The sequence below is a fragment of the Xanthomonas albilineans genome (genome assembly GCF_009931595.1).
GTDB lineage: Bacteria > Pseudomonadota > Gammaproteobacteria > Xanthomonadales > Xanthomonadaceae > Xanthomonas_A > Xanthomonas_A albilineans.
Window position 1 is genome coordinate 670,021 of record NZ_CP046570.1, and the last position, 21,792, is coordinate 691,812.

Consider the following 21,792-nt stretch of genomic DNA (forward strand, 5'->3'; position numbering starts at 1 on the left):
CGCTAAGATAGCGCCTCTGGATACAGGGTCCCGGTTATGAGCGCCATATCAGCCAATCTCGTCGGCATCACCGGCATCGCCCGCCGTCTCGTTCAGGATGGGGTCTTGGAGGAGGCCGCGGCGCGGGCCGCCATGGCCCAGGCGACCGAGGCCAGGGTCCCGCTGCCGCAATGGTTTGCCGAGAAGAAGCTGGTCACCGCTGCGCAGTTGGCCGCCGCCAATGCGGTGGAATTCGGCGTGCCATTGCTGGACGCCTCGGTGTTCGACCCCAGCCAGAACGCGATGAAGCTGGTCAGCGAGGAACTGCTGCACAAGCACCAGGTGCTGCCGTTGTTCAAGCGCGGTAGCCGGCTGTTCGTGGGGATCAGCAATCCCACCCAGACCCGCGCGCTGGACGACATCAAGTTCCATACCAATCTCACCGTCGAGCCGATCCTGGTCGATGAGGACCAGATCCGGCGCACGCTGGAGCAGTGGCATTCCAGCAACGATGCGCTCGGCAGTGCGTTGGGCGGCGACGACGAGGGCATGGACAACCTCGATGTGGGCGGCGACGAGGACGGCGGCAGCGGCGACACCGGTATGGACGCCAAGAGCGACGACACGCCGGTGGTCAAGTTCGTCAACAAGGTGCTGATCGATGCGATCCGCCGCGGTGCCTCGGATATCCATTTCGAGCCCTACGAGGACGACTACCGGGTGCGCCTGCGCATCGATGGCCTGCTCAAGAACGTGGCCAAGGCGCCGGTCAAGCTCAATCAGCGCATCGCCGCGCGGCTGAAGGTGATGGCGCAGTTGGACATCGCCGAGAAGCGGGTGCCGCAGGACGGGCGCATCAAGCTCAATCTGTCCAAGAACAAGCAGATCGACTTCCGCGTCAGCACACTGCCGACGCTGTTCGGCGAGAAGATCGTGCTGCGTATTCTCGACGGCAGTGCGGCCAAGCTGGGCATCGACAAGCTCGGCTACGAGCCGGAACAGCAGCAGTTGTTCCTGGACGCGATCCATAAGCCCTACGGCATGGTGCTGGTGACCGGCCCGACCGGCTCCGGCAAGACGGTGTCGCTGTATACCGCGCTGGGCATTCTCAACGACGAAACCCGCAACATTTCCACCGCCGAGGACCCGGTGGAAATCCGTCTGCCGGGCGTCAATCAGGTGCAGCAGAACAACAAGCGCGGCATGACCTTCGCCGCAGCCTTGCGTTCGTTCCTGCGGCAGGACCCTGACATCATCATGGTCGGCGAAATCCGCGACTTGGAAACCGCCGAGATCGCGATCAAGGCGGCGCAGACCGGTCACATGGTGCTGTCCACCCTGCACACCAACGATGCGCCGCAGACCATCGCGCGTCTGATGAACATGGGCATCGCCCCCTACAACATCACCAGTTCGGTGACCTTGGTGATCGCGCAGCGTCTGGCGCGGCGGCTGTGCAACAACTGCAAACGCCCGGTCAAATTGCCGGATAAAGCCTTGCTGGCCGAAGGCTTCACCGAAGCGGACATCGCCGCGGGGATCCAGTTGTACGAGCCGGTCGGTTGCGAGGAATGCACCGAAGGCTACAAGGGCCGCACCGGCATCTACCAGGTGATGCCGATGAACGACGAAATCGCCGCGATCGTGCTGCAGGGCGGTAACGCGATGGACATCGCCAGCGCCGCGCAGAAGATCGGGGTCAATGATCTGCGTCAGTCGGCCTTACTCAAGGCGCGCAATGGCATCACCAGTTTGGCTGAGATCAACCGCGTGACCAAGGATTGATGTGCAGTGGGGCGGTGCGCGACAGGGCGCCGCTCCGCCGTGTGATCTGCGCAACATGCCTTGGATGCCAGGCGATGTCGATGACAACGCAGGGTGTCGTGTCGGCGTTGCGGTATGCCTTGCGGCGACCGGCCCGCTGGGGTCTATTCCATACCCAGCTTTTTCAGTTTGTAGCGCAGGGCGCGGAAGGTGATGCCGAGCTGCGCGGCGGTACGGGTCTTGTTCCAGCGGTTTTCTTCCAGCGCTTTCTGGATCGCCGCGCGTTCGAGCTGCTCGATATAGGTGGGCAGCGCCGAGGAACCGGGATCGATGTCGACCACGCCGGGCGGCAGCGCCGGGGCGGCCTCGGCCGCCGCCCGGGCGCTGTTGCCGGGTTGCGGGAGGCGTAGATCCGCGGCATCGATCTGGTCGTCGTCGGCCATCGCCAGGGCGCGTTCGAGGATGTTCTCCAGTTCGCGCACGTTGCCGGGGAAGGCGTAGCCGCTCAGCGCGTCCAGTGCGGAGGACGAGAGCAACGGGGCCGGCCGGTCGTGGCTCTTGGCCAGCCGCAACAGAATCGCCGCGGCCAGGTGCGGCAGGTCGCTGGCACGTTCGCGCAGCGGCGGCACGCGTAGTTCGATCACGTTGATGCGGTAATACAGGTCGTGGCGGAAGCGGCCCTCGGCGACCAGGTCGGCCAGGTCCTTGTGGGTTGCCGAGAGAATACGCACGTCCACCGGCACTTCCGTGGCGGCGCCGACCGGGCGCACCGATTTTTCCTGGATCGCGCGCAGCAACTTGACCTGCATCGGCAACGGCAGTTCGGCGACTTCGTCGAGGAACAAGGTACCGCCGTGCGCGGCCTGGAACAGGCCGGCCTGATCAGCATGCGCGCCGGTGAAGCTGCCTTTCTTATGCCCGAAGAACTCGCTTTCCATCAGTTCGGCGGGGATCGCGCCGCAGTTCACCGGGACGAACGGTCCGACCGCGCGCGCGCTCTGTTCGTGGATGGTGCGGGCGACCAGTTCCTTGCCCACGCCCGATTCGCCGAGGATATAGACCGGCGCTTGGTTGCGTGCCACCTTGGCGATGGTGTTGCGCAGCGCCTCCATCGCCGCCGATGCGCCGAGCAGGCGGCTGGCATGTTCCGGCGCCGGGATTGGCGCGGCGGCACGCGTTGCGTTGTTGAGTTCCAGCGCGTGCTTGACCAGGCCGCGCAGAATCTGGATGTCGACCGGCTTGCTGACGAAGTCGAACGCGCCGGCCTTCAGCGCCTCCACCGCCAGATCCATGCTGCCGAAGGCGGTGATCATCGCCACCGGTGTGTGCGGATAGTGCTTGGCAATCTCGCTGACCAGTTCGATGCCGTTGCCGTCGGGCAGGCGCATGTCGGTGATGCACAGGTCGTAGCGATTGCTCGCCAGCAATTCGCGCGCTTCGGCCAAATTGGCGGCGGTGCTGATGCGCAGGCCCATCCTGCCCAGGGTCAGGACCAGTAACTCGCGGATGTCGCGCTCGTCGTCGACGATCAGGGCGCTTCGGGTTTCGTTCATGCGCAAAAAGAGGGTTGATGGTTGAGGAAGAGCGAGGGCGGCAATTTAGCGGTGTTGCTGGCGTGTTGGCGAAGCGATTCTCACCTCTCAGCGCACCAGCATCGCGTGTGGTCCGGGCAGGGTGACGCGAAAGCAGGCACCTCCCGCTGGGACCGGGACGTACTCCAGGCGCGCCTGGTTGGCGCGGCACAGTTCGCGGGCGATGTACAGGCCCAGTCCGGTGCCGTGCTCGGAAGTGGTGAAGAATGGACGGAACAGTTGTGCCGCCACTGTCTCGGGAATGCCGGGGCCGCGGTCCATCACGTCGACGATGGCGTTGCGTTCCTGCATGCAGACGCGCAGCCGTACCCGTGCCGGTTCCTCCATCACCCGGCCGTACTTGAGTGCGTTGTGCACCAGCGCACTGAGGATTTGATGCAGATGTTTAGGATCGACCAACGCATGTACGGGGTGCTGCGGAAGGATCGCCTCGATGCTGTCGGTCTCGATCGACAGGCCCTGTTGGCAGTCCAGCACGAAGCGGCGCGAGAATGCACCCAAGTCTAGATTCTCGGGGTTTGAGCGCTCGCGTCGGGCCAGTCCCAGCACACTCTCGACAATGCCGTTGGTACGCTGGCACTGCTGATGGATGATCTGCAACAGGCGGCGGTCGGCATTGTCGATGGCCGTGGATTCCTCCAGCAACTGTGAGGCGTAGTTGATGGCTGCCAGTGGATTACGGATTTCATGGGCCAGGCTCGCCGAGAAGCGGCCCATTGCCGACAGTGTCAGCGACTCGGCGCGCCGCGAGACTACCGTGGCGTCGTCGAGAAACACCAGGGTGAGCTCGCCCTCGGCCAATAGCCGGGCGAAGCGCGGTTGTACTTCCGGCTGGTCCGGGGATAGTTGCAGCGGGCTTTCCTCTTGGTTCCAGCCATTGCGCCAGCGTTGCAGGCGACGCGCCAACTCCGGCGCGGCACGGAGCAGGTTGAGTTGGCCGTTATCGCTGTGACTGTCGGTATCGCCGAGCAGGAACGAGGCCGCCTCGTTGACCAGAGTGACTCGGTTCTGGCCGTCTACCACCAACACGCCCGTGCGCATGCGGCGGATGATCAGTTCGTTGATTTCGTAGAGGTTCGCCACCTCCGCGCCGCGCTGTTCGGCCAGACTCTGATTGATGCGCGCGCGTCGCCCGATGCGATTGCAGAAGTAAGCCACCGCGAGGTAGCTGGTGGCGAACATCGCCAATTCGGCCAGGCTGCGGCTGTTGTTGCCGCTGTCCAGGATGGTCCAGAGATATTCCGCCAGGAGCGCCGCCGAGGCAGTCAGCGCGATCGCCATGCTCCAGCGCAGTCGCAGCATCATGGACGAGGCGGCGATATTGAACAGCAGCATCATGGCGATACCGGCGCTGGCGGCGGGCAGCGCATGCGCTGCCACGGTCGCCGCAGCGATGTCGGTGACCGTGCTGAAGCACACGATGGGGGGCAGGTGACGTTCGTTGCGTCCCCATAACAACAGCGCCAGTGCCACGAAGACATAGACCGTGGCCAGCTCGTTCGCCAGTTGCGGGAAACGCGGCTCGCCGATCAGTGTGCTGAGTGGGCTGAACACCAATGCCGCGATCAACCCGGCGACCAGGATCCGGTACAGCGCAAAAAAATACAGTTCGCGGCGCGGGATGGACTTGATGCGATTGATGAGCGAGGCGCTGGTGGCCAAGCTGGACTCCAGGCGGGCGGTGGACGGCGCGAGTATAGGGGGTCGCTACCGTGGCGGATGGCAGAGGGGGCAGGCTTCGGGATGGCGATCCCGCCGTCGTGGTGCGGGCGTGCCAGCCTGGACGATGGCCGACGCACACACGCGGCGCTCGACCGGTGGGGTCGGCGCACTGGCGCTTTTGCGCCGCCGCCCAGGGTCGGCGACAATAGGCGCCCCGTCCGTACCGTCTCCGGCTGCCATTCAGGCTCCAGGTCGCTGCGGGACGGTCGTTCCTTCTCCCACGGTGACGCATGAATTTCCACGAATACCAGGCGAAACAACTGTTTGCCAACTACGGCATCCCGGTTCCGGCCGGACGCATCGCGTCCACGCCGGAAGAAGCCGTCGAAGCGGCCAATGCCTTGGGCGATGGCCCCTGGATGGTCAAGGCCCAAATCCATGCGGGCGGCCGCGGCAAGGCCGGCGGCGTGAAGTTCTGCAAGACCACCGACGATGTCAAAGCCGCCGCGGCCAAGATGCTCGGTACCAAGATGGCCACCTACCAGTCCGCAGGCGTGGCACTGCCGGTCAATCTGGTGCTGGTGACCACTGCCGGCGAGATCGTCAAGGAGCTGTATTTATCGCTGCTGGTCGATCGCGACCAGAAGTCGATCACCTATATCGTCTCCAGCGAAGGCGGCGTGGACATCGAGGAAGTCGCCGCCACCACGCCCGAGAAGATCCACACCCTTGTGGTGGACTACGCCGAAGGCGTGCAGCCCTACCAGGGACGCGAGATCGGCTTCAAGATGGGACTGACCGCCAAGCAGGCCAATCAGCTGGCCAACATCATGGGCGGGCTGTACGCGCTGTTCAACGACAAGGATCTGTCGCTGGTCGAACTGAACCCGCTGGCGATTCTCGACGACCAGAACCTCTACGCGCTGGATGGCAAGGTCAACTCCGACGACAACGCCACTTTCCGTCGCAAGGATCTGGCTGCCATGCGCGATACCACGCAGGAAGACGAAACCGAGGTCAAGGCCAGCGAGCACGACCTCAACTACGTCACCATGGACGGCAACATCGGCTGCATGGTCAACGGCGCCGGCTTGGCGATGGCCACGATGGATGTGATCGCGCTCAACGGCGGTGCGCCGGCCAACTTCCTCGACGTGGGCGGCGGCGCCACCAAGGAACGCGTGACCGAGGCGTTCAAGCTCATCCTGTCCAGCGACAAGGTCAAGGCCATCTTCGTCAACATCTTCGGCGGCATCGTCCGCTGTGACATGATCGCCGAGGGCATCATCGCCGCGGTCAAGGAAGTGGACGTCAAGGTGCCGGTGGTGGTGCGACTGGAAGGCACCAATGTGGAAGCGGGCAAGACGCTGCTGGCCGACTCCGGCCTGGCCATCACCCCGGCCGACGACATCAACGACGGTGCCAAGAAGGCCGTCGCTGCCGTCGCTGCCTGAACCCTCCACGAGACTTAGGAAGAATCATGTCTGTTTTGATCAACAAGAAGACGAAGGTCATCGTGCAGGGCTTCACTGGCCAGCAGGGCACCTTCCACGCCACCCAGATGGTGGAATACGGCACCCAGGTCGTCGGCGGCGTGACCCCCGGCAAGGGCGGCAGCACCCACATCGGCCTGCCGGTGTTCAACACCGTGCGCGAAGCGGTCCAGGCCACCGGCGCCGACGCCTCGGTGATCTACGTGCCGCCGCCGTTCGCGGCCGACGCGATCCTGGAGGCCGCAGCGGCCGGCATCAAGGTCATCGTCTGCATTACCGAGGGCATCCCGGTGCTGGACATGCTGCGGGTCAAGAACGTGCTGAAGCAGCATCCGGACGTGGTGCTGGTCGGCCCCAACTGCCCCGGCATCATCACCCCGGGCGAGTGCAAGATCGGCATCATGCCCGGCCACATCCACCAGAAGGGCAAGATCGGCATCGTCTCGCGCTCGGGCACGCTGACCTATGAAGCGGTCAAGCAAACCACCGCCGCCGGCCTGGGCCAGTCCACGGTCATCGGCATCGGCGGCGACCCGATCAACGGCCTGAACTTCGTCGACTGCCTCAAGCTGTTCAACGAAGACCCGCAGACCGAAGGCATCATCATGGTCGGCGAAATCGGTGGTGCCGCCGAGGAAGCCGGTGCTGCGTACATCAAGCAGCACGTCAAGAAGCCGGTGGTCGGTTTCATCGCCGGCGCTTCCGCGCCGAAGGGCAAGCGCATGGGCCATGCCGGCGCGATTGCCTCCGGCGGTTCGGGCACGGCCGAAGGCAAATTCGCGGCGATGGAAGCGGCCGGCGTCAAGACCGTGCGTTCGCCGGGCGACCTGGGCGCGGCGATTGCTTCGCTGGTGAAGTAAGCCGCGAGCACTGCGTCGTCGCCGCAAACCGGTTGCGGCGACGGTGCGGCAAGGCTGTCGGAAAGGCCTCGCGTGAGCGAGGCCTTTTTCGTTGGCGCAGGCCGCGTTCCACATGATCGATTCGCTATGTGGGTGATGGCATGCAGAGGTGGGGTGAATGAGCGCTCATCAGCCTGCCCGAACTGACCTGCGCGGGCATCGTGTCGCACGGTGACGGATGGCCTGCCTTGTCAGCCTCCCGTAAAATTGATCCAGCCATAGCTAGAGGTCTCCGTGCAGACTAGCCACCGAGGAGACCAACGATGAGCTGGGCATTTCCGAGGCGACGTACTACGTCTGGAAGTCCAAGTACGGCGGCATGGAGGCTGCTGAGGTGCAGCGCCTTCGGTACCTGGAAACCGAACACGGCAAGCTCAAGCGGATATATGCCGAGCTTGCGATGGAAAACCATGCATTGAAGGATGTCATCGCAAAAAATTGTAGACCCGGCGCATAAGCGCCCGCTTCTTGCCTGGCTCATCGAGCCGCATGGCTGGAGCGAGCGCCGGGCCTGTTCGGTGCTGGGCGTGGCTCGCTCGACGGCACGCTATCGGCGCCGTCCTGATCGGGATGAAGAGGTCATTGCGCTGCTGTCCGAGTTGGCGGAGCGTTTTCCCGAGCGTGGGTTTGGAAAGCTCTTTCAGCTCATCCGCCGTCGCGGACATGTGTGGAACCACAAGAGGGTCTGGCGTGTGTATTGCCTGATGAAGCTCAATCAACAGCGTCACAGCTAGGCGCCGGGTCCCGACGCGGCATCCACAGCCACTGGCATGCGCACAGCGACCCAATGCGGGATGGTCGATCGACTTCATGTCCGATACGTTGTGGGACGGTCGACGGTTCCGCACGTTCAATGTCATCGACGATTTCAGTCGAGAAGCCTTGGCCATCGAAGTCGACCTCAATCTCCCGGCTGTCCGCGTCATCCGCACATTGGAGCGCATCGCGGCATGGCGCGGTTATCCGAACATGCTTCCACAGGTACTACGGGCCGGAATTTGTCGCGCTGGCCTTGGCGGAGTGGGCCGAGCGCCAGGGCATCGCCTTGGACTTCATCGAGCCGGGCCGTCCGATGCAGAACGGCTTCATCGAACGCTTCGACGGCAGCTACCGGCGTGGTGTCTTGGACATGCATATCTTCCGCACACTCAGCGAGGTCCGCGAACAGACCGAACACTGGTTGGCCGACTACAACCAACAGATCCCGCACGACAGCGTGGGCGGGCTAACACCCACCGAGTTCCGTGATCAACATCAACCCCAGACCTCTAATTTTAGCTGGCACTAAATTGCGGGGAGTCGACAGATCAACTCTGGATCGGACGGGTCAAATACCCGAAAAAGCCGCCTGGCCAAGACGGCTTTCAGGTGGCATCACGCGCGGATGCCAAGGTGTGATGCGCAATGGACGATCACCAGATGTTGTACATAGCGTAGCGGCTCTCTTCTACCTCGGCATCCCAATTGCCGTAGCGGGCGGTACCGTCCCACCAATAGCGGTTGCCATGTGCCCAGTTTATGGTCTTTCCAGCGAGGTATTTGATCTGGCACGATCCGCCATTGACCCTCCACCAACCACCCTGGAAGTAACCGGCCTTCCAGCGACGCACAACAACCTGCACGGGCTGCGCGGTACTGCCGGGTTTGAGCCACTGGCTCCAGCCGAAGGTCTCCGTGTAGCTTTTTTGTTTCTGGTACTGGCCCTTGATGTTGAACATTCCCAAGAAGTCTCCGACGACGGGGATTTTGCTCACATCCAGGTCCACACCGATCGCCCATTGGTACCCCGAGGTGTTCGCCTTGGTCCAGGTGTAGTTGCAACGCAAGCCTTGCGGATTGCAATAGAACGACGGGCCTCGCCAGATCCAGTCCTCCCACGTATTGCGCGCCTGCATCGTGGGGATTCCCCACGAGCTACGGTCGCCCAGCAGGTTCACGAACCCCCCGTTGCCGTCGTTGCTCGCAAAACAGACATCGCTGGCATGGGCGATTTGTAGGGTGGTTGCCGCTGGCAGCACGAAAGCCAAAGCAATGGCGATATGGGTGACTTTCATTGCGCGGACTCCTTGTTCTTAATTCCGAAAATGTTCTGGACGGAATTAATGCTAGGCTCGCTGTCCGATTCTTGCGATTGGGTATATGTCGCGGCCATCTGCATTTTCTTCAGCACCACTGCGGGGGTGTCGATTGGCGTCACATAGTGGCCGCGATCGCCCTTTTTAACCCGCACTGCGCCTGCGTCGATGCTGGTGCCCACCAGGGCCTGTAACGTATTTGCGTGGGCCGACTGAGCCGAGCCGTCGCTGGCGGCGTCCAGCACCACTTCTTTGCCTTCATCCAGCGCCTTGCGGGCCAGCTCCAGCATGGCGCGGCCTCCCTTGTCGGCATCGCCGATCACCAGGATGTCATAGTTACTTTCAGTGCCCGCCGGCAGAGATGCCGACAGCGCCTTGGCGACGAAGCCCTGTGTAGGGCCGGCGAAATAAACCTTCTGGCGCACGTCAGCATCGGACGCCACGATGTTGATGTTGCTGGGCGTGACACTGGCAAGGACCGCCGCCGGGGCTGCGGATACGGGCGCGCCGCCATCTCCTCCACCCCAACCTTGCGGCGTTATCGCCACCACTAGAGCCGCGCCGGCCGTAAGCTGCCACCAGCCGCTGCCCCGATTACACCTGCGTTCTTTCATAATCATGGGGAACCTCTAGAAATATAATTAATGGGGAATCTCTAGAAACCCTCCGCCTCCAAACACAGTCTCACTCCCCCCCCCCACAGCTAACCATGGCACAAGCGCGCAGCGCCCTCAAGGGGGCGGGGCGGCAGAAAATGTGGACGGGTATGGTCCACGAACGTGGCATTCAGGACCGCAAAAACATGAAGATCGACCGTGGCTCACACAGCGAAATCCTTAAACTCACTCCCACGCATCCGCCACTGGTGCCGCCAGGCCACACCGCGCAGACCGTCGCTTGGCGCAAGGTCGAGGGATTAACTCTGGATCGGACGGGTTAAACACCCGAAAAAGCCGCCTGGCCAAGACGGCTTTTCAGGTGGCATCACGCGCGGATGCCAAGGTGTGATGCGCAATGGACGATCACCAGATGTTGTACATAGCGTAGCGGCTCTCTTCTACCTCGGCATCCCAATTGCCGTAGCGGGCGGTACCGTCCCACCAATAGCGGTTGCCAGGCACCGAGTATACGCTCCTTCCAACGAGGTGTTTGATCTGGCACGATCCGCCATTGACCCTCCACCAACCACCCTGGAAGTAACCGGCCTTCCAGCGACGCACAACGACCTGCACGGGCTGCGCGGTACTGCCGGGGGTGAGCAACTGGCTCCAGCCGAAGCTCTCCGTGTAGCTTTTTTGTTTCTGGTACTGGCCCTTGATGTTGAACATTCCCAAGAAGTCTCCGACGACGGGGATTTTGCTCACATCCACGTCCACACCGATCGACCATTGGTACCCCGAGGTGTTCTCCTTGGTCCAGCTGTATTTGCAACGCAAGCCTCTCGGATTGCAGTAGAACAACGGGCCTCGCCAGATCCAGTCCTCCCACGTATTGCTCGCCTGCATCGTGGGGATTCCCCACGAGGTTCTGTCGCCCAGCAGGTTCACGAACCCGCCGTTGCCGTCGTTGCTCGAAAAACAGACATCGCCGGCATGGGCGATCTGTAGGGTGGTTGCCGCTGGCAACACGAAAGCCAAAGCAATGGCGATATGAGTGACTTTCATTGCGCGGACTCCTTGTTCTTAATTCCGAAAATATTCTGGACGGAATTAATGCTGGGCTCGCTGTCCGATTCTTGCGATTGGGTATATGTCGCGGCCATCTGCATTTTCTTCAGTACCACTGCGGGGGTGTCGATCGGCGTCACATAGTGGCCGCGACCGCCCTTTTTAACCCGCACTGCTCCTGCGTCGATGCTGGTGCCCACCAGGGCCTGTAACGTATTTGCGTGGGCCGACTGAGCCGAACCGTCGCTGGCGGCGTCCAGCACCACTTCTTTGCCTTCATCCAGCGCCTTGCGGGCCAGCTCCAGCATGGCGCGGCCTCCCTTGTCGGCATCGCCGATCACCAGGATGTCATAGTTACTTTCAGTGCCGGCCGGCAGAGATGCCGACAGCGCCTTGGCGACGAAGCCCTGTGTAGGGCCGGCGAAATAAACCTTCTGGCGCACGTCAGCATCGGACGCCACGATGTTGATGTTGCTGGACGTGACACTGGCAAGGACCGCCGCCGGGACTGCGGATACGGGCGCGCCGCCATCTCCTCCAGCCCAACCTTGCGGCGTTACCGTCACCACTAGCGCCGCGCCGGCAGTAAGCCGCCACCAGCCGCTGCCCCGATTACACCTACGTTCTTTCATAATCATGGGGAACCTCTAGAAATATAATTAATGGGGAACCTCTAGAAACCCTCCGCCTCCAAACACAGTCTCACTCCCCCCCACAGTTAACCATGGCACAAGCCCGCAGCGCCCTCAAGGGGGCGAGGGCGGCGGAAAACGTGGACGGGTATGCTCCACGAACGTGGCATCCAGGACCGCAAAGACATGAAGATCGACCGTGGCTCACACGGCGAAATCCTTAAACTCACTCCCACGCATCCGCCACTGGTGCCGCCCGGCCACACCGCGCAGACCGTCGGCTTGCTGGACCCGGTCGCCACCGGCAACATGAATCTGCACAACGTGCGCTTACCAGTATCGGCGCAAACCAACTAACAGATTTTTGCAGGGCCGACTATATGCGCTTGACACTCGCGTCCATAATACCTGCGCTTGGCGCAAGGCCGAGGGATCAACGCTGAATTGGACGGGTCAAACACCCGAAAAAGCCGCCTAGCCAAGACGGCTTTCAGGTGGCATAACGCACGGATGCCAAAGTGTGATGCGAAATGGACGATTACCAGATGTTGTACATGGCGTAGCGACTCTCTTCTACCTCGGCACTCCAATTGCCGTAGGTGGCGGTACCGTCCCACCAATAACGGTTGCCTGGTTCATAGGATACGAGCCCTCCGAGGTGTTTGATAATCTCGCAGGATCCGCCATTGACCCTCCACCAGCCACCCTGGAAGTAACCGGCCTTCCAGCGACGCACAACGACCTGCACGGGTTGCGCAGTACTGCCGGGTTTGAGAAACTGGCTCCAGCCGAAGGTTTCTGTGTAAGTTTTTTGTGACTGGTACTGGCCCTTGATGTTGAACATTCCCAAGAAGTCTCCGACAACGGGGATTTTGCTCACATCCAAGTCCACACCGATCGACCATTGGTACGCCGAGGTGTTCGCCTGGGTCCAGCTGTAGTTGCAACGCAAGCCTCTCGGATTGCAGTAGAACAACGGGCCTCGCCAGATCCAGTCCTCCCACGTATTGCTCGCCTGCATCGTGGGAATTCCCCACGAGGTTCTGTCGCCCAGCAGGTTCACGAACCCCCCGTTGCCGTCGTTGCTCGGAAAACAGGCATCGCCGGCATGGGCGATCTGCAGGGTGGTGACCGCTGGCAGCACGAAAGCCAAGACACTAGCAACATGGGTGACTTTCATTGCCCGGACTCCTTGCTCTGAATTCCGAAAATGTTCTGGACGGAATTAATGCTGGGCTCGCTGCCCGATTCTTGCGATTGGGCATTGGCCGCGGCGATCTGCATTTTCTTATGCACCACTGCGGGGGTGTCGATCGGCGTCACATAGTGGCCGCGACCGCCCTTTTTAACCCGCACTGCTCCTGCGTCGATGCTGGTGCCCACCAGGGCCTGTAACGTATTTGCGTGGGCCGACTGAGCCGAACCGTCGCTGGCGGCGTCCAGCACCACTTCTTTGCCTTCATCCAGCGCCTTGCGGGCCAGCTCCAGCATGGCGCGGCCTCCCTTGTCGGCATCGCCGATCACCAGGATGTCATAGTTACTTTCAGTGCCGGCCGGCAGAGATGCCGACAGCGCCTTGGCGACGAAGCCCTGTGTAGGGCCGGCGAAATAAACCTTCTGGCGCACGTCAGCATCGGACGCCACGATGTTGATGTTGCTGGGCGTGACACTGGCAAGGACCGCCGCCGGGGCTGCGGATACGGGCGCGCCGCCATCTCCTCCACCCCAACCTTGCGGCGTTACCGCCACCACTAGAGCCGCGCCGGCCGTAAGCTGCCACCAGCCGCTGCCCCGATTACACCTGCGTTCTATCATAATCATGGGGAACCTCTAGAAATATAATTAATGGGGAACCTCTAGAAACCCTCCGCCTCTAAACACAGTCTCACTTCCCCCCCCCGCAGCTAACCATGGCACAAGCGCGCAGCGCCCTCAAGGGGGGGGGGCGGCAGAAAACTGAAACGGGTTATGTGGCGAGTCCAAGGTTTCTCCGGTACTCGATGGGGCTACGGGCTCTCAGCGAGATATTGATCCGGTCTGCGTTGTACCAAAGGATGTAGGAGTGCAACGCCGTGATGAAGTCCTCGCTGGTCGTGGACAACCAGCTGCGCGCGTAGAACAGCTCGGTCTTCAGGCGGCCGAAGGAGCCTTCACGCGCAGCGTTGTCCGGCGAGCATGACTTGCGAGACATCGAACGCGTAAGCTTTGCATCAGCGATCCAGGCCATCTGTAGTGGGCGCCGCGATCGGAGTGTATGGTCGGCCGTTGTTTACTGGCTGTGACGGTCTCGATGGCTGCGTCCAGCATCGTGTGGAATATCTTGCTTGCGCTTCATGGATGCAGGTGCGTCGTGGCCGAGCAGCTGATTCTTTCAGGTGTACAGCGATGGACGAGACATGCCCAACTTCTGGGCACAGAATGGAAGCAACGTCCGCGGCCGATACCCGAGCACCTTGATTGTCGTCGCGAAGCAGCGCCCGTTTTCCAGATAGTGAGCGACCGCGAATTCCTTCTGGGCCTGCGAATACGTCGGCGCGCGCGTGGACCGGGTGGCCAAGCCAAGGCCTTGCTCGTATTCCTGGCACCAGTGCTTGAGCGTGCTCTTGGTTGGAAAGCCAAGCTGTTGGATCGTCAGTCCGACCCGTTTGCCGAGCTTGATGTAGAGCTGCACGGCTCGAAGCCGATCCTCGTATGAAAACATGAACTACCCTCCCAGGTAGTCCAAGTTTTCTGCCGCGCCCTCATCCTGCATGCAGATATCTCTCCGGACATCATCCTGGAGGTGAACGACCGCACCATCAATGTGTATATGCGGGCCTTTGTGGAGACTACTGTTTTGCAAGAGCCAGGTAACAAATATAGCAACTCACGCAACGATTTGATCCTCGCTTACACCAAAACCTACTGATGGCGTCCTCGCCAGGGAGCATGCAATGGGCAACGAGCATAACGATGCAAGGACATGGCCGGATGACGTGGATGTGTATCCGGCGACGGCACAAGACTTGGCGACATATGAACACCGGCGCCATGCATTGGCGCAGTTCCAGGCGCCGCTGCTGGTCAGTCAAAGCGACACGACTCTATCGTGCTCACGCGTTGGGTAGTAGGCTGCTTCTCTCCCTTCCCACTGGTGGAACCATGGCTGTGCGACCTCCTTTTGCCACGCCGTCCCGTGCAGCACTTCCCCTTCTGCTCACCGCCGTCTTCGCTCACTCTTTGACTGGATGTTCGCGCATGAATACGCCGACCAACGCTCCGACCAATGAACCTCCCGGCATCCATCTGATCGGCAATCTTCCCGTCGATGCTCATGGCACCGTGCATATCGATACCAGTAAGCCGATACCGTTTGCCGAACATGCGTTCGGGGCGGCCTGCTACGACACCTATGGCTGTAAGGTGCTGTACGACGGTAGGTACGAAGCCAACGATCCCGACGATGTCAAACAAATCTCATCGGCGTCGCTAGGGGATGTCTATCCCAATAATCTTAAAGGCAATACGATCAGCATCCGCAACTTCCCACACTTCCCCCCCCCCCCGCCGAGGTGACATGGCGCTCCAAGGATGGCCAGCCGCATCATGCCTTGGTCGATCTCGAAGCCATCTTCAAGGACAAGGTGATCCTGCATCATGTGCCGCAGGATCAGTTGCCGCCGATCCTGCATGCGGATATCTCTCCGCATATCATCCTGGAAGTGAACGACCGCACCATCAATGTGTATATGCGGGCAATGGTGCAGACGACCGTACTACAGAAGCCTGGTAACGAATATAGTCATTTCCGTGATGACCTGATCCTCGCCTACACCAAAACCTATTGATGGCGTCCTCGCCAGGGAGCATTCAATGAGTAACGAACAGACCGATGCAGAGAAATGGCCGGATGGTGTGGGAACGTATCCGGCGACGGCACAAGACTTGGCGACATATGCACACAGTCGCCATGCATTGGCGCAGTTCCAGGCGCCGCTGCTGGTCAGTCAAACCGACACGACTCTATCGTGCTCACGCGCTGGGTAGTAGGCTGCTTCTCTCCCTTCCCACTGGTGGAACCATGGCTGTGCGACCTCCTTTTGCCACGCCGTCCCGTGCAGCACTTCTCCTTCTGCTCACCGCCGTCTTCGCCCACTCTCTGACAGGATGTTCGCGCATGAACACGCCGACCAACGCTCCGACCAATGAACCTCCCGGCATCCATCTGATCGGGAATATTCCCGTTGATGCCCATAACACCGTGCATATCGATACCCGTAAGCCGATTCCGTTCAGTACGCATGCGTTCGGAGTGGCCTGCTACGACACCTATGGTTGCAAGGTGATTTATGACGACATGTCTTTACTTAACATTCCGGATGATAACAAGACGATTTCATCGGCGTCGTTGGGAGACAAGTACCCGGATGATACATTGGGTGCATCGCATATCGGCATTCGCAACTTCCCGCACTTCCCCCCCCGGCCGAGGTGACATGGCGCTCCAAGGATGGCCAGCCGCATCATGCCTTGGTCGATCTCGAAGCCATCTTCAAGGACAAGGTGATCCTGCATCATGTGCCGCAGAATCAGTTGCCGCCGATCCTACAGGCAGATATTCGTCCGGACATCATCCTGGAAGTGAACGACCGCACCATCAATGTGTATATGCGGGCCTTTGTGGAGACTACTGTTTTGCAAGAGCCAGGTAACAAATATAGCAACTCACGCAACGATTTGATCCTCGCCTACACCAAAACCTACTGATGGCGTCCTCGCCAGGGAGCATGCAATGGGCAACGAACATACCGATGCAAAGACATGGCCGGATGACGTGGAAACGTATCCAGCAACGGCGCAAGACTTGGCGACATATGCACACAGCCGCCATGCATTGGCGCAGTTCCAGGCACCGCTGCTGGTCAGCCAACAGAGTCCGCACACACGTTTGTTCGTGGCCTGCTTCGATGGCACCGGTAACGACAAGCACAAAGATCCTCAGCACATCACCAATATTGGGATATTGAGCGATCAACTGGACTTGGCGTACTCGAGGGGCATCAACAACATCAGGGGCCACTACGTCCCCGGCGTAGGCACCCAAGACGATGCCTTGCCCCGCATTGCCGACGGCGCTCTGGGCTATAGCTATGGCCCACGGATGGAAGAGATGTACTTGAAGTTCATCCGCCAGGTGCATGATTGGAGAAAAAAAGATCCGCAAGCCGAAATCAGCATCCTGTCCACCGGTTTCAGTCGTGGTGCGGTCACTGCGGCCATGTTTACCCGCATGGTCCACGAGCGCGGCATCCAGGATCCGATTGGGATGAAAATCGATCAAGGCCCACACGGCGAAATCCTCAAACTCACTCCCACGCATCCACCGCTGGTGCCACCAGGCCGCACCGCGCAGGTCGTCGGCTTGCTGGACCCGGTCGCCACCGGCGAGATGAATTTCCACGACGTGCGCTTGCCGCCCTCGGTGGTATCGGGCTTGCAGCTCAGCGCCCGCGACGAACGCCGCGATCTGTTCCCGGCCAAAGACATCCTGCATCCCGGCCATTCCCATGACGGGCGATTCCTCAATCTGGTCCATCCTGGCGCGCATTCGGATATCGGCGGTTCCTACCGGCTCGATGGTTTGTCCGTGCGTAACGGCAATCTGTTGATCGATTATGTCAACAGCCTCAGCGATAAACCGTTCCTGCAACCGCGCGCGGTCTCAAGCGCGCCAGAAATGAACGTCATTCACCGCTCCGAACAGCACGGTTCCTACTACACCACCACCATGGCGACGACCCTCGGGCATCGCGTGCATGTGCATGATCTGGCCGGCCCGGCTATGACCCTGGCTCCATTCGATGCGCAATCCCTGGATGCCGAGCTACGCGCACACTTTCCCTTGCGCCCGGTGGCGGTATCGACCGAACACACCGATCCGGCGCTGCCGGCGTTCTTCCGGGAGCGACCGCATGCGTCAGCGGCACCGCCGCTGCCTGCGTATTTGCAGCAAGGAGCAACGCCCCATGCAGTGGGCGCACCGTCTACCCACACCGCATCGACGAACGCGGACACGTCTTCTTCATCTTCCTCCGCTGACGCGTCCACGCCGTCCCAGGCCATGGATAAGCATTCGCGCATGCAGGACGACCTCGTCGCTCAGCAGCACCAGCAACGCATCCAACAGGCGCAGCCGCTGGCGCAATCCTTCACGCAGACACATGCGCCGCCGTCCCATGACAGCGCCCCGGCCCATGAAAAACCAGCCAGCGTGGACATGCAGGAACAGGCGCGGATCGCGCAATTGCAGCAGCAGGAACAGCAAGCGCAGGCAGCGCGAGAGCAGCAACAGCGCCTCGCGCAGCAACATGCGCAGTTGCATCGTCAGGCCGTGGACGCGCAGCAACGCGAACACGAACAGCGCCACAACCAAGACACCCGGTCACATCCACACGAACAGCGCCAAGCAGGCGAGGCGATGTTGTATACCCCGCCGACGCGCCCACCGCGTTTGGATGAGCATCTCCAAGACTTCCGTCAACCGGACCATCCAATGCACTCGCGCTATACACAGTTCAAGAATGCGCTTGAACAGTCCCATACATTGCCCAGGAACGGCGATAAATTGCCCTACGGTCCGGCGCAGCAGGAACGGTTGGCGGCCGGGTTCACTGACGCCCTCGGCATCGATCCGCAATACGAACATAGCATCAGAGGTTTCAAGCAGCATCAGGGCCAACTGCTGGCTTATGACCAGCCGTATTCGTTCACCGAAAAGAGCCATGTGTTGAGGATCGATCCCGAACAGGCGTTGGCGAAGTCGCCCGAGCAGCATGCCGCGAGTTGGAAGGCGCGTGAAGCATCCCACCCCGAGTCGCCAAGCCGCGTCATTGCCCCGATCACGATCACCGCCGAGGATATGCGTCATCCCGCGCATCCGCGCCATGCGATGTTCGAACAAGCCCGTAATGCCATCGCCAATGCCAATGAAAGGTGGGGCCGACCGGCACCGGATCCTGAACAGTTGGACCGTCATGCGGCGCACGTGGTGGTGGAGGCGCGCAAGTTCGGTCAGACCGAAGTGGAGCGTGTCCACTTGGGGATGCCACAGGGGTATGCGACCCAGACGCCGAATTACGTGGTGCAATCGGAAGGAAAGATCGTGGCGCGTATCTTTGCGCCGGAACTGGCGCAAGCGCCGGACGTGGCCCAGGCTAGCCAGCAATTGCAGACGGTGGAACAGCAGAACCTCGCCGAGCAGGCGATGCAGGCCCAGCGCGCGGCGCAGATGCAAGGGCAGGGCATGGTCATGAAGCTGTAGGCGGCATCTGCAATTCATCCAGGCAACACCGCATGGACGACCATGCGCAGAGCAACATCGCACTTGACGACTTCACCTGCCACAGGACGTTGCAGCCTCCCTCATACCCGATTTCCCAAGGAAGAGTCCCCCGATGAATTCGCGTACCAAAGGCATTACCGCCCTCATCGCGTTGCTGCCCGTTGCCATCGCCGGGCTGTATCTGTCCGGCTTTTTAGTGCTGACCTTGCTCGGAGAGCATGCACAGGTCCAACTACTGACCTATTGGCGCTATTGGCAGGTGGTGGATCAGCCTGTGTGGCATCCGTATGCCACGAAAATCAAGCTGTCGGGTATCTGCGGCTTCGGCTTGCCTGTCATGCTCTACCTCATCCCAGTGCATGTTCATGCTCGACGAGTTCACGGCCTTGGGCCGGGTGGAGATCGTCCCGGTGGCCGTGGGCTGGGTCGCTGGCTATGGCATCCGCATCGTGATCGTGATCCAGTCGATTGCGCAGTTGGAATCGGTCTATGGCGCCGACACAGCGCGCGGCTTGATCACCAATCTCGGCGTGCGGATCGTGTTTACTCCACGAGAACAGCGCGATGCCGAGGAATATTCGAAGATGCTGGGCGAGACCACCGTGCGCCGTCGGCAGCGCACGCAGTCATACGGCTAGGGTAACAGCCACAGCTATACCGAGGTGCTGGATCGGCGTCCGCTGATGAATCCGGATGAGGTCAAGGGGCTGGCACCGGATAAAGCCATCGTGTTCATTGAGGGCATTGGCTATCCGATCCTGGCGAACAAGATTTTTTACTACAAGGACAGCTACTTCAAGAAGCTGTTGCTGCAAGCACCGCAGGTACCCCGGCTCGCGCTGGGCGGGGAGTAATCGCATGAGAGTTTTCGGTCGAGGGTCTGCTGACCTCCGCCAGCGGCTGGATGCCCTGGAAGAGGCGTTGGCTGAGCAACAGGAGCGCACGCACTTTTTGGTAGGCTGCCGAAGAGCGTGATCCTCGCTAGACTTGCCTGACCATCTGTGGGAAGACCGCTGTGCGTCTTCCCTTCCGAATCTCAAGGTTGTTCATGCTCTCCTCCCTCCGCCTCGCCATGGCTCAGTTCGATTTTCCGGTAGGCGCCGTGACCCAGAACACCGATCGGATCATGGCGCTGATCGAGCAGGCGCGCGATGCGTATGGCGCCGACATCGTGTTGTTCCCGGAGCTGGCGGTGAGTGGCTATCCACCGGAAGATTTGCTGTTGCGTCCTGGGTTTCTCGCCGATTGCGAACAGGCCGTGCAACGCATCGCCGCGTGCGTGCACGGGGTCGTCGCGGTGGTCGGTTGGCCGCAAAGTGCCGGCAGCGTGGTCTACAACGCGGCCAGTGTGCTGCGCGACGGGCGCATCGCTGCTACCTACCGCAAGCGCGAACTGCCCAATTACGCGGTGTTCGACGAGCGCCGTTATTTCGATGTCGATCTGGATGGCGAGCACTGCGTGTTCGATGTCAAGGGCACGCGTGTGGGCCTGGTGATCTGCGAGGATCTGTGGTTCCCCGAGCCCTTGGCTGTGACCGTGCGCGCCGGCGCCGAACTGGTGTTGGTGCCCAATGCTTCGCCCTACGAGCGTGGCAAGCACGCGCAGCGCGATGCCTTGCTGGCCGAGCGCAGCCGTGAAAGCGGTGCGGCGTTGGCCTATCTCAATGTGGTCGGCGGTCAGGATGCGCTGGTGTTCGATGGCGCCTCGGTGGTGGCCGACGGCGACGGTAGGGTGCATCCAGCCGCCGCTGCGTTTACCGACCAATGGTTGGTGGTCGACTACGACCCTGCCGCACGCCGCTTTGTGCCGTTGCACTGGCGTTGCGACAGCGACAGCGCCAGCGAAGCGAGCAGCGAGGCGCTGGCCTGGCGCGCGGTGGTGCGCGGGGTGCAGGATTATTGTCGCAAGAACGGTTTTTCCAAGGTGTGGCTGGGGTTGTCCGGCGGTATCGATTCGGCATTGGTGCTGGCGATGGCGGTGGACGCGCTGGGTGCGGAGAATGTCGCCGCCGTGCGTTTACCCTCGCGTTATACCGCCGATCTCTCCAACGACCTGGCCGCCGAGCAATGCCGCACGTTGGGGGTGCGGCTGGAGACGGTGACGATCGAGCCGGCGTTCGAAGGCGTGTTGCAGGCGCTCGGTCCGTTGTTCGACGGCACCCAGCCCGACGTCACCGAGGAGAATCTGCAATCGCGCAGCCGTGGGCTGATCCTGATGGCGCTGGCCAACAAGTTCGGTGGCTTGCTGTTGACCACCGGCAACAAGAGCGAGTACGCGGTCGGCTACGCCACTATCTATGGCGATATGTGCGGCGGTTACGCGCCACTGAAGGACCTGTACAAGACGGAGGTGTTTGCTCTGGCGACATGGCGTAATACGACCGCTGCAACGCCGGTGATTCCGCCGGCGGTGATCACGCGAGCACCCTCGGCGGAACTGCGCGCCAACCAGACCGACCAGGATTCGCTGCCGCCCTACGACGTGCTCGACGGTATCCTGTATCGCTATGTCGATCAGGAAGCATCGCGCGATGAAATCATCGCCGCTGGTTATGCGGCGGAGGTGGTCGATCAGGTGATACGGCTGGTGCGCATCACCGAGTGGAAGCGGCACCAAGCTGCGCCGGGCCCGAAGGTCTCGCGCCGTGCCTTCGGCCGCGAACGCCGTTACCCGATCAGTAACGGCTACCACGCCTAGCCGCGCGCGG

Annotated in this window: 21 protein-coding genes and 3 pseudogenes; 14 read left to right on the top strand and 10 right to left on the bottom strand. The window is 61.3% G+C overall.

Translation table 11 applies throughout. From position 1 onward, the window contains the following. Positions 1 to 36: 36 nt before the first annotated feature. Positions 37 to 1,764, top strand: a complete 1,728-nt coding sequence (gene pilB / locus XaFJ1_RS03035; RefSeq protein ID WP_012915195.1) for a type IV-A pilus assembly ATPase PilB — start codon at positions 37 to 39, stop codon at positions 1,762 to 1,764. A 143-nt stretch (positions 1,765 to 1,907) separates the two neighbouring features. Here pilB and XaFJ1_RS03040 read toward each other — a convergent pair whose 3' ends face one another. Both XaFJ1_RS03040 and XaFJ1_RS03045 read right to left on the bottom strand, forming a co-directional pair. Further along, positions 1,908 to 3,296 (bottom strand): sigma-54-dependent transcriptional regulator, encoded by a 1,389-nt coding sequence (locus tag XaFJ1_RS03040; RefSeq protein ID WP_012915196.1) that lies wholly within the window; start codon positions 3,294 to 3,296, stop codon positions 1,908 to 1,910. A gap of 87 nt (positions 3,297 to 3,383) precedes the next feature. Continuing rightward, positions 3,384 to 4,997 carry a sensor histidine kinase gene (locus tag XaFJ1_RS03045; protein ID WP_012915197.1) on the bottom strand — a complete coding sequence of 538 codons (1,614 nt, stop codon included), beginning with the start codon at positions 4,995 to 4,997 and terminating at the stop codon, positions 3,384 to 3,386. A 290-nt stretch (positions 4,998 to 5,287) separates the two neighbouring features. On the opposite strand from XaFJ1_RS03045, the gene sucC reads away from it, so the two are divergent. The 3 genes and pseudogenes from sucC to XaFJ1_RS03060 form a co-directional block, all read left to right on the top strand. Beyond that, positions 5,288 to 6,451 (top strand): ADP-forming succinate--CoA ligase subunit beta, encoded by a 1,164-nt coding sequence (gene sucC, locus XaFJ1_RS03050; RefSeq protein WP_012915198.1) that lies wholly within the window; start codon positions 5,288 to 5,290, stop codon positions 6,449 to 6,451. Positions 6,452 to 6,477: 26 nt separating this feature from the next. Further along, positions 6,478 to 7,350: a succinate--CoA ligase subunit alpha gene (gene sucD, locus XaFJ1_RS03055; protein ID WP_012915199.1), complete on the top strand. Its 873-nt coding sequence runs from the start codon at positions 6,478 to 6,480 to the stop codon at positions 7,348 to 7,350. Between the two features lie 304 nt (positions 7,351 to 7,654). After that, a pseudogene (locus XaFJ1_RS03060) lies at positions 7,655 to 8,677 on the top strand (IS3 family transposase); the annotation flags it as partial. Between the two features lie 124 nt (positions 8,678 to 8,801). On the opposite strand, the gene XaFJ1_RS03065 reads toward XaFJ1_RS03060, so the two are convergent. Further along, positions 8,802 to 9,443: a hypothetical protein gene (locus tag XaFJ1_RS03065; protein ID WP_012915204.1), complete on the bottom strand. Its 642-nt coding sequence runs from the start codon at positions 9,441 to 9,443 to the stop codon at positions 8,802 to 8,804. Further along, positions 9,440 to 10,084, bottom strand: coding sequence for a hypothetical protein (locus XaFJ1_RS03070; RefSeq protein WP_155395650.1), 645 nt, complete (start codon positions 10,082 to 10,084; stop codon positions 9,440 to 9,442). Before XaFJ1_RS03070 ends, XaFJ1_RS03065 begins: the two co-directional genes overlap by 4 nt. Before the next feature lie 146 nt (positions 10,085 to 10,230). On the opposite strand from XaFJ1_RS03070, the gene XaFJ1_RS15770 reads away from it, so the two are divergent. Then, entirely contained in the window at positions 10,231 to 10,404 is a 174-nt protein-coding gene (locus XaFJ1_RS15770) for a hypothetical protein (RefSeq protein WP_203417806.1), read from the top strand. A gap of 82 nt (positions 10,405 to 10,486) precedes the next feature. Here XaFJ1_RS15770 and XaFJ1_RS03075 read toward each other — a convergent pair whose 3' ends face one another. Both XaFJ1_RS03075 and XaFJ1_RS03080 read right to left on the bottom strand, forming a co-directional pair. Next, positions 10,487 to 11,128, bottom strand: a complete 642-nt coding sequence (locus tag XaFJ1_RS03075; protein WP_052688461.1) for a hypothetical protein — start codon at positions 11,126 to 11,128, stop codon at positions 10,487 to 10,489. After that, a complete protein-coding gene (locus XaFJ1_RS03080; RefSeq protein ID WP_045771456.1) occupies positions 11,125 to 11,769 on the bottom strand; it encodes a hypothetical protein in 645 nt (214 codons plus the stop codon). Before XaFJ1_RS03080 ends, XaFJ1_RS03075 begins: the two co-directional genes overlap by 4 nt. A 144-nt stretch (positions 11,770 to 11,913) precedes the next feature. On the opposite strand from XaFJ1_RS03080, the gene XaFJ1_RS03085 reads away from it, so the two are divergent. After that, positions 11,914 to 12,120, top strand: a complete 207-nt coding sequence (locus XaFJ1_RS03085) for a hypothetical protein (protein ID WP_012915206.1) — start codon at positions 11,914 to 11,916, stop codon at positions 12,118 to 12,120. A gap of 181 nt (positions 12,121 to 12,301) precedes the next feature. On the opposite strand, the gene XaFJ1_RS03090 is transcribed toward XaFJ1_RS03085, so the two are convergent. From XaFJ1_RS03090 to XaFJ1_RS16465, 4 genes and pseudogenes are all read right to left on the bottom strand, one after another. Further along, complete coding sequence (locus XaFJ1_RS03090; RefSeq protein WP_049887163.1) at positions 12,302 to 12,943, bottom strand: hypothetical protein; 642 nt, start codon at positions 12,941 to 12,943, stop codon at positions 12,302 to 12,304. Beyond that, on the bottom strand, positions 12,940 to 13,512 hold the full coding sequence (locus XaFJ1_RS03095; RefSeq protein ID WP_203417801.1) for a hypothetical protein: 573 nt from the start codon (positions 13,510 to 13,512) through the stop codon (positions 12,940 to 12,942). Before XaFJ1_RS03095 ends, XaFJ1_RS03090 begins: the two co-directional genes overlap by 4 nt. A 217-nt stretch (positions 13,513 to 13,729) precedes the next feature. Then, positions 13,730 to 14,082 (bottom strand): annotated as a pseudogene (locus XaFJ1_RS16460) (IS3 family transposase); the annotation flags it as partial. Positions 14,083 to 14,134: 52 nt separating this feature from the next. Beyond that, positions 14,135 to 14,464, bottom strand: a complete 330-nt coding sequence (locus XaFJ1_RS16465) for an IS3 family transposase (RefSeq protein WP_012915209.1) — start codon at positions 14,462 to 14,464, stop codon at positions 14,135 to 14,137. 536 nt (positions 14,465 to 15,000) lie between these two features. On the opposite strand from XaFJ1_RS16465, the gene XaFJ1_RS16035 reads away from it, so the two are divergent. From XaFJ1_RS16035 to XaFJ1_RS03130, 8 genes and pseudogenes are all read left to right on the top strand, one after another. Further along, positions 15,001 to 15,318, top strand: coding sequence for a hypothetical protein (locus tag XaFJ1_RS16035; RefSeq protein WP_012915210.1), 318 nt, complete (start codon positions 15,001 to 15,003; stop codon positions 15,316 to 15,318). Between the two features lie 35 nt (positions 15,319 to 15,353). Continuing rightward, positions 15,354 to 15,590, top strand: coding sequence for a hypothetical protein (locus XaFJ1_RS16040; RefSeq protein WP_012915211.1), 237 nt, complete (start codon positions 15,354 to 15,356; stop codon positions 15,588 to 15,590). 25 nt (positions 15,591 to 15,615) lie between these two features. After that, positions 15,616 to 15,789, top strand: coding sequence for a hypothetical protein (locus XaFJ1_RS15780; protein WP_155393719.1), 174 nt, complete (start codon positions 15,616 to 15,618; stop codon positions 15,787 to 15,789). A 130-nt stretch (positions 15,790 to 15,919) separates the two neighbouring features. Then, a complete protein-coding gene (locus XaFJ1_RS16045) occupies positions 15,920 to 16,237 on the top strand; it encodes a hypothetical protein (RefSeq protein ID WP_238988315.1) in 318 nt (105 codons plus the stop codon). 35 nt (positions 16,238 to 16,272) lie between these two features. Further along, positions 16,273 to 16,509: a hypothetical protein gene (locus XaFJ1_RS16050; RefSeq protein WP_238988316.1), complete on the top strand. Its 237-nt coding sequence runs from the start codon at positions 16,273 to 16,275 to the stop codon at positions 16,507 to 16,509. Between the two features lie 25 nt (positions 16,510 to 16,534). After that, positions 16,535 to 19,063 (top strand): T6SS phospholipase effector Tle1-like catalytic domain-containing protein, encoded by a 2,529-nt coding sequence (locus tag XaFJ1_RS03115; RefSeq protein ID WP_012915213.1) that lies wholly within the window; start codon positions 16,535 to 16,537, stop codon positions 19,061 to 19,063. Positions 19,064 to 19,371: 308 nt separating this feature from the next. Further along, positions 19,372 to 19,938 (top strand): annotated as a pseudogene (locus tag XaFJ1_RS16055) (type IV secretory system conjugative DNA transfer family protein). Between the two features lie 194 nt (positions 19,939 to 20,132). Beyond that, complete coding sequence (locus tag XaFJ1_RS03130; protein WP_012915216.1) at positions 20,133 to 21,782, top strand: NAD+ synthase; 1,650 nt, start codon at positions 20,133 to 20,135, stop codon at positions 21,780 to 21,782. The last annotated feature ends 10 nt before the right edge of the window (positions 21,783 to 21,792 follow it).

Excerpts from the sequence above, each read along its gene's own strand:
- pilB (WP_012915195.1), top strand. The coding sequence starts at position 37 with ATGAGCGCCATATCAGCCAATCTCGTCGGCATCACCGGCATCGCCCGC.
- XaFJ1_RS03040 (WP_012915196.1), bottom strand. The coding sequence starts at position 3,296 with ATGAACGAAACCCGAAGCGCCCTGATCGTCGACGACGAGCGCGACATC.
- sucC (WP_012915198.1), top strand. The coding sequence starts at position 5,288 with ATGAATTTCCACGAATACCAGGCGAAACAACTGTTTGCCAACTACGGC.
- sucD (WP_012915199.1), top strand. The coding sequence starts at position 6,478 with ATGTCTGTTTTGATCAACAAGAAGACGAAGGTCATCGTGCAGGGCTTC.
- XaFJ1_RS03065 (WP_012915204.1), bottom strand. The coding sequence starts at position 9,443 with ATGAAAGTCACCCATATCGCCATTGCTTTGGCTTTCGTGCTGCCAGCG.
- XaFJ1_RS03070 (WP_155395650.1), bottom strand. The coding sequence starts at position 10,084 with ATGATTATGAAAGAACGCAGGTGTAATCGGGGCAGCGGCTGGTGGCAG.
- XaFJ1_RS15770 (WP_203417806.1), top strand. The coding sequence starts at position 10,231 with ATGGTCCACGAACGTGGCATTCAGGACCGCAAAAACATGAAGATCGAC.
- XaFJ1_RS03075 (WP_052688461.1), bottom strand. The coding sequence starts at position 11,128 with ATGAAAGTCACTCATATCGCCATTGCTTTGGCTTTCGTGTTGCCAGCG.
- XaFJ1_RS03080 (WP_045771456.1), bottom strand. The coding sequence starts at position 11,769 with ATGATTATGAAAGAACGTAGGTGTAATCGGGGCAGCGGCTGGTGGCGG.
- XaFJ1_RS03085 (WP_012915206.1), top strand. The coding sequence starts at position 11,914 with ATGCTCCACGAACGTGGCATCCAGGACCGCAAAGACATGAAGATCGAC.
- XaFJ1_RS03090 (WP_049887163.1), bottom strand. The coding sequence starts at position 12,943 with ATGAAAGTCACCCATGTTGCTAGTGTCTTGGCTTTCGTGCTGCCAGCG.
- XaFJ1_RS16465 (WP_012915209.1), bottom strand. The coding sequence starts at position 14,464 with ATGTTTTCATACGAGGATCGGCTTCGAGCCGTGCAGCTCTACATCAAG.
- XaFJ1_RS16035 (WP_012915210.1), top strand. The coding sequence starts at position 15,001 with ATGAATACGCCGACCAACGCTCCGACCAATGAACCTCCCGGCATCCAT.
- XaFJ1_RS15780 (WP_155393719.1), top strand. The coding sequence starts at position 15,616 with ATGAGTAACGAACAGACCGATGCAGAGAAATGGCCGGATGGTGTGGGA.
- XaFJ1_RS16045 (WP_238988315.1), top strand. The coding sequence starts at position 15,920 with ATGAACACGCCGACCAACGCTCCGACCAATGAACCTCCCGGCATCCAT.
- XaFJ1_RS03115 (WP_012915213.1), top strand. The coding sequence starts at position 16,535 with ATGGGCAACGAACATACCGATGCAAAGACATGGCCGGATGACGTGGAA.
- XaFJ1_RS03130 (WP_012915216.1), top strand. The coding sequence starts at position 20,133 with ATGCTCTCCTCCCTCCGCCTCGCCATGGCTCAGTTCGATTTTCCGGTA.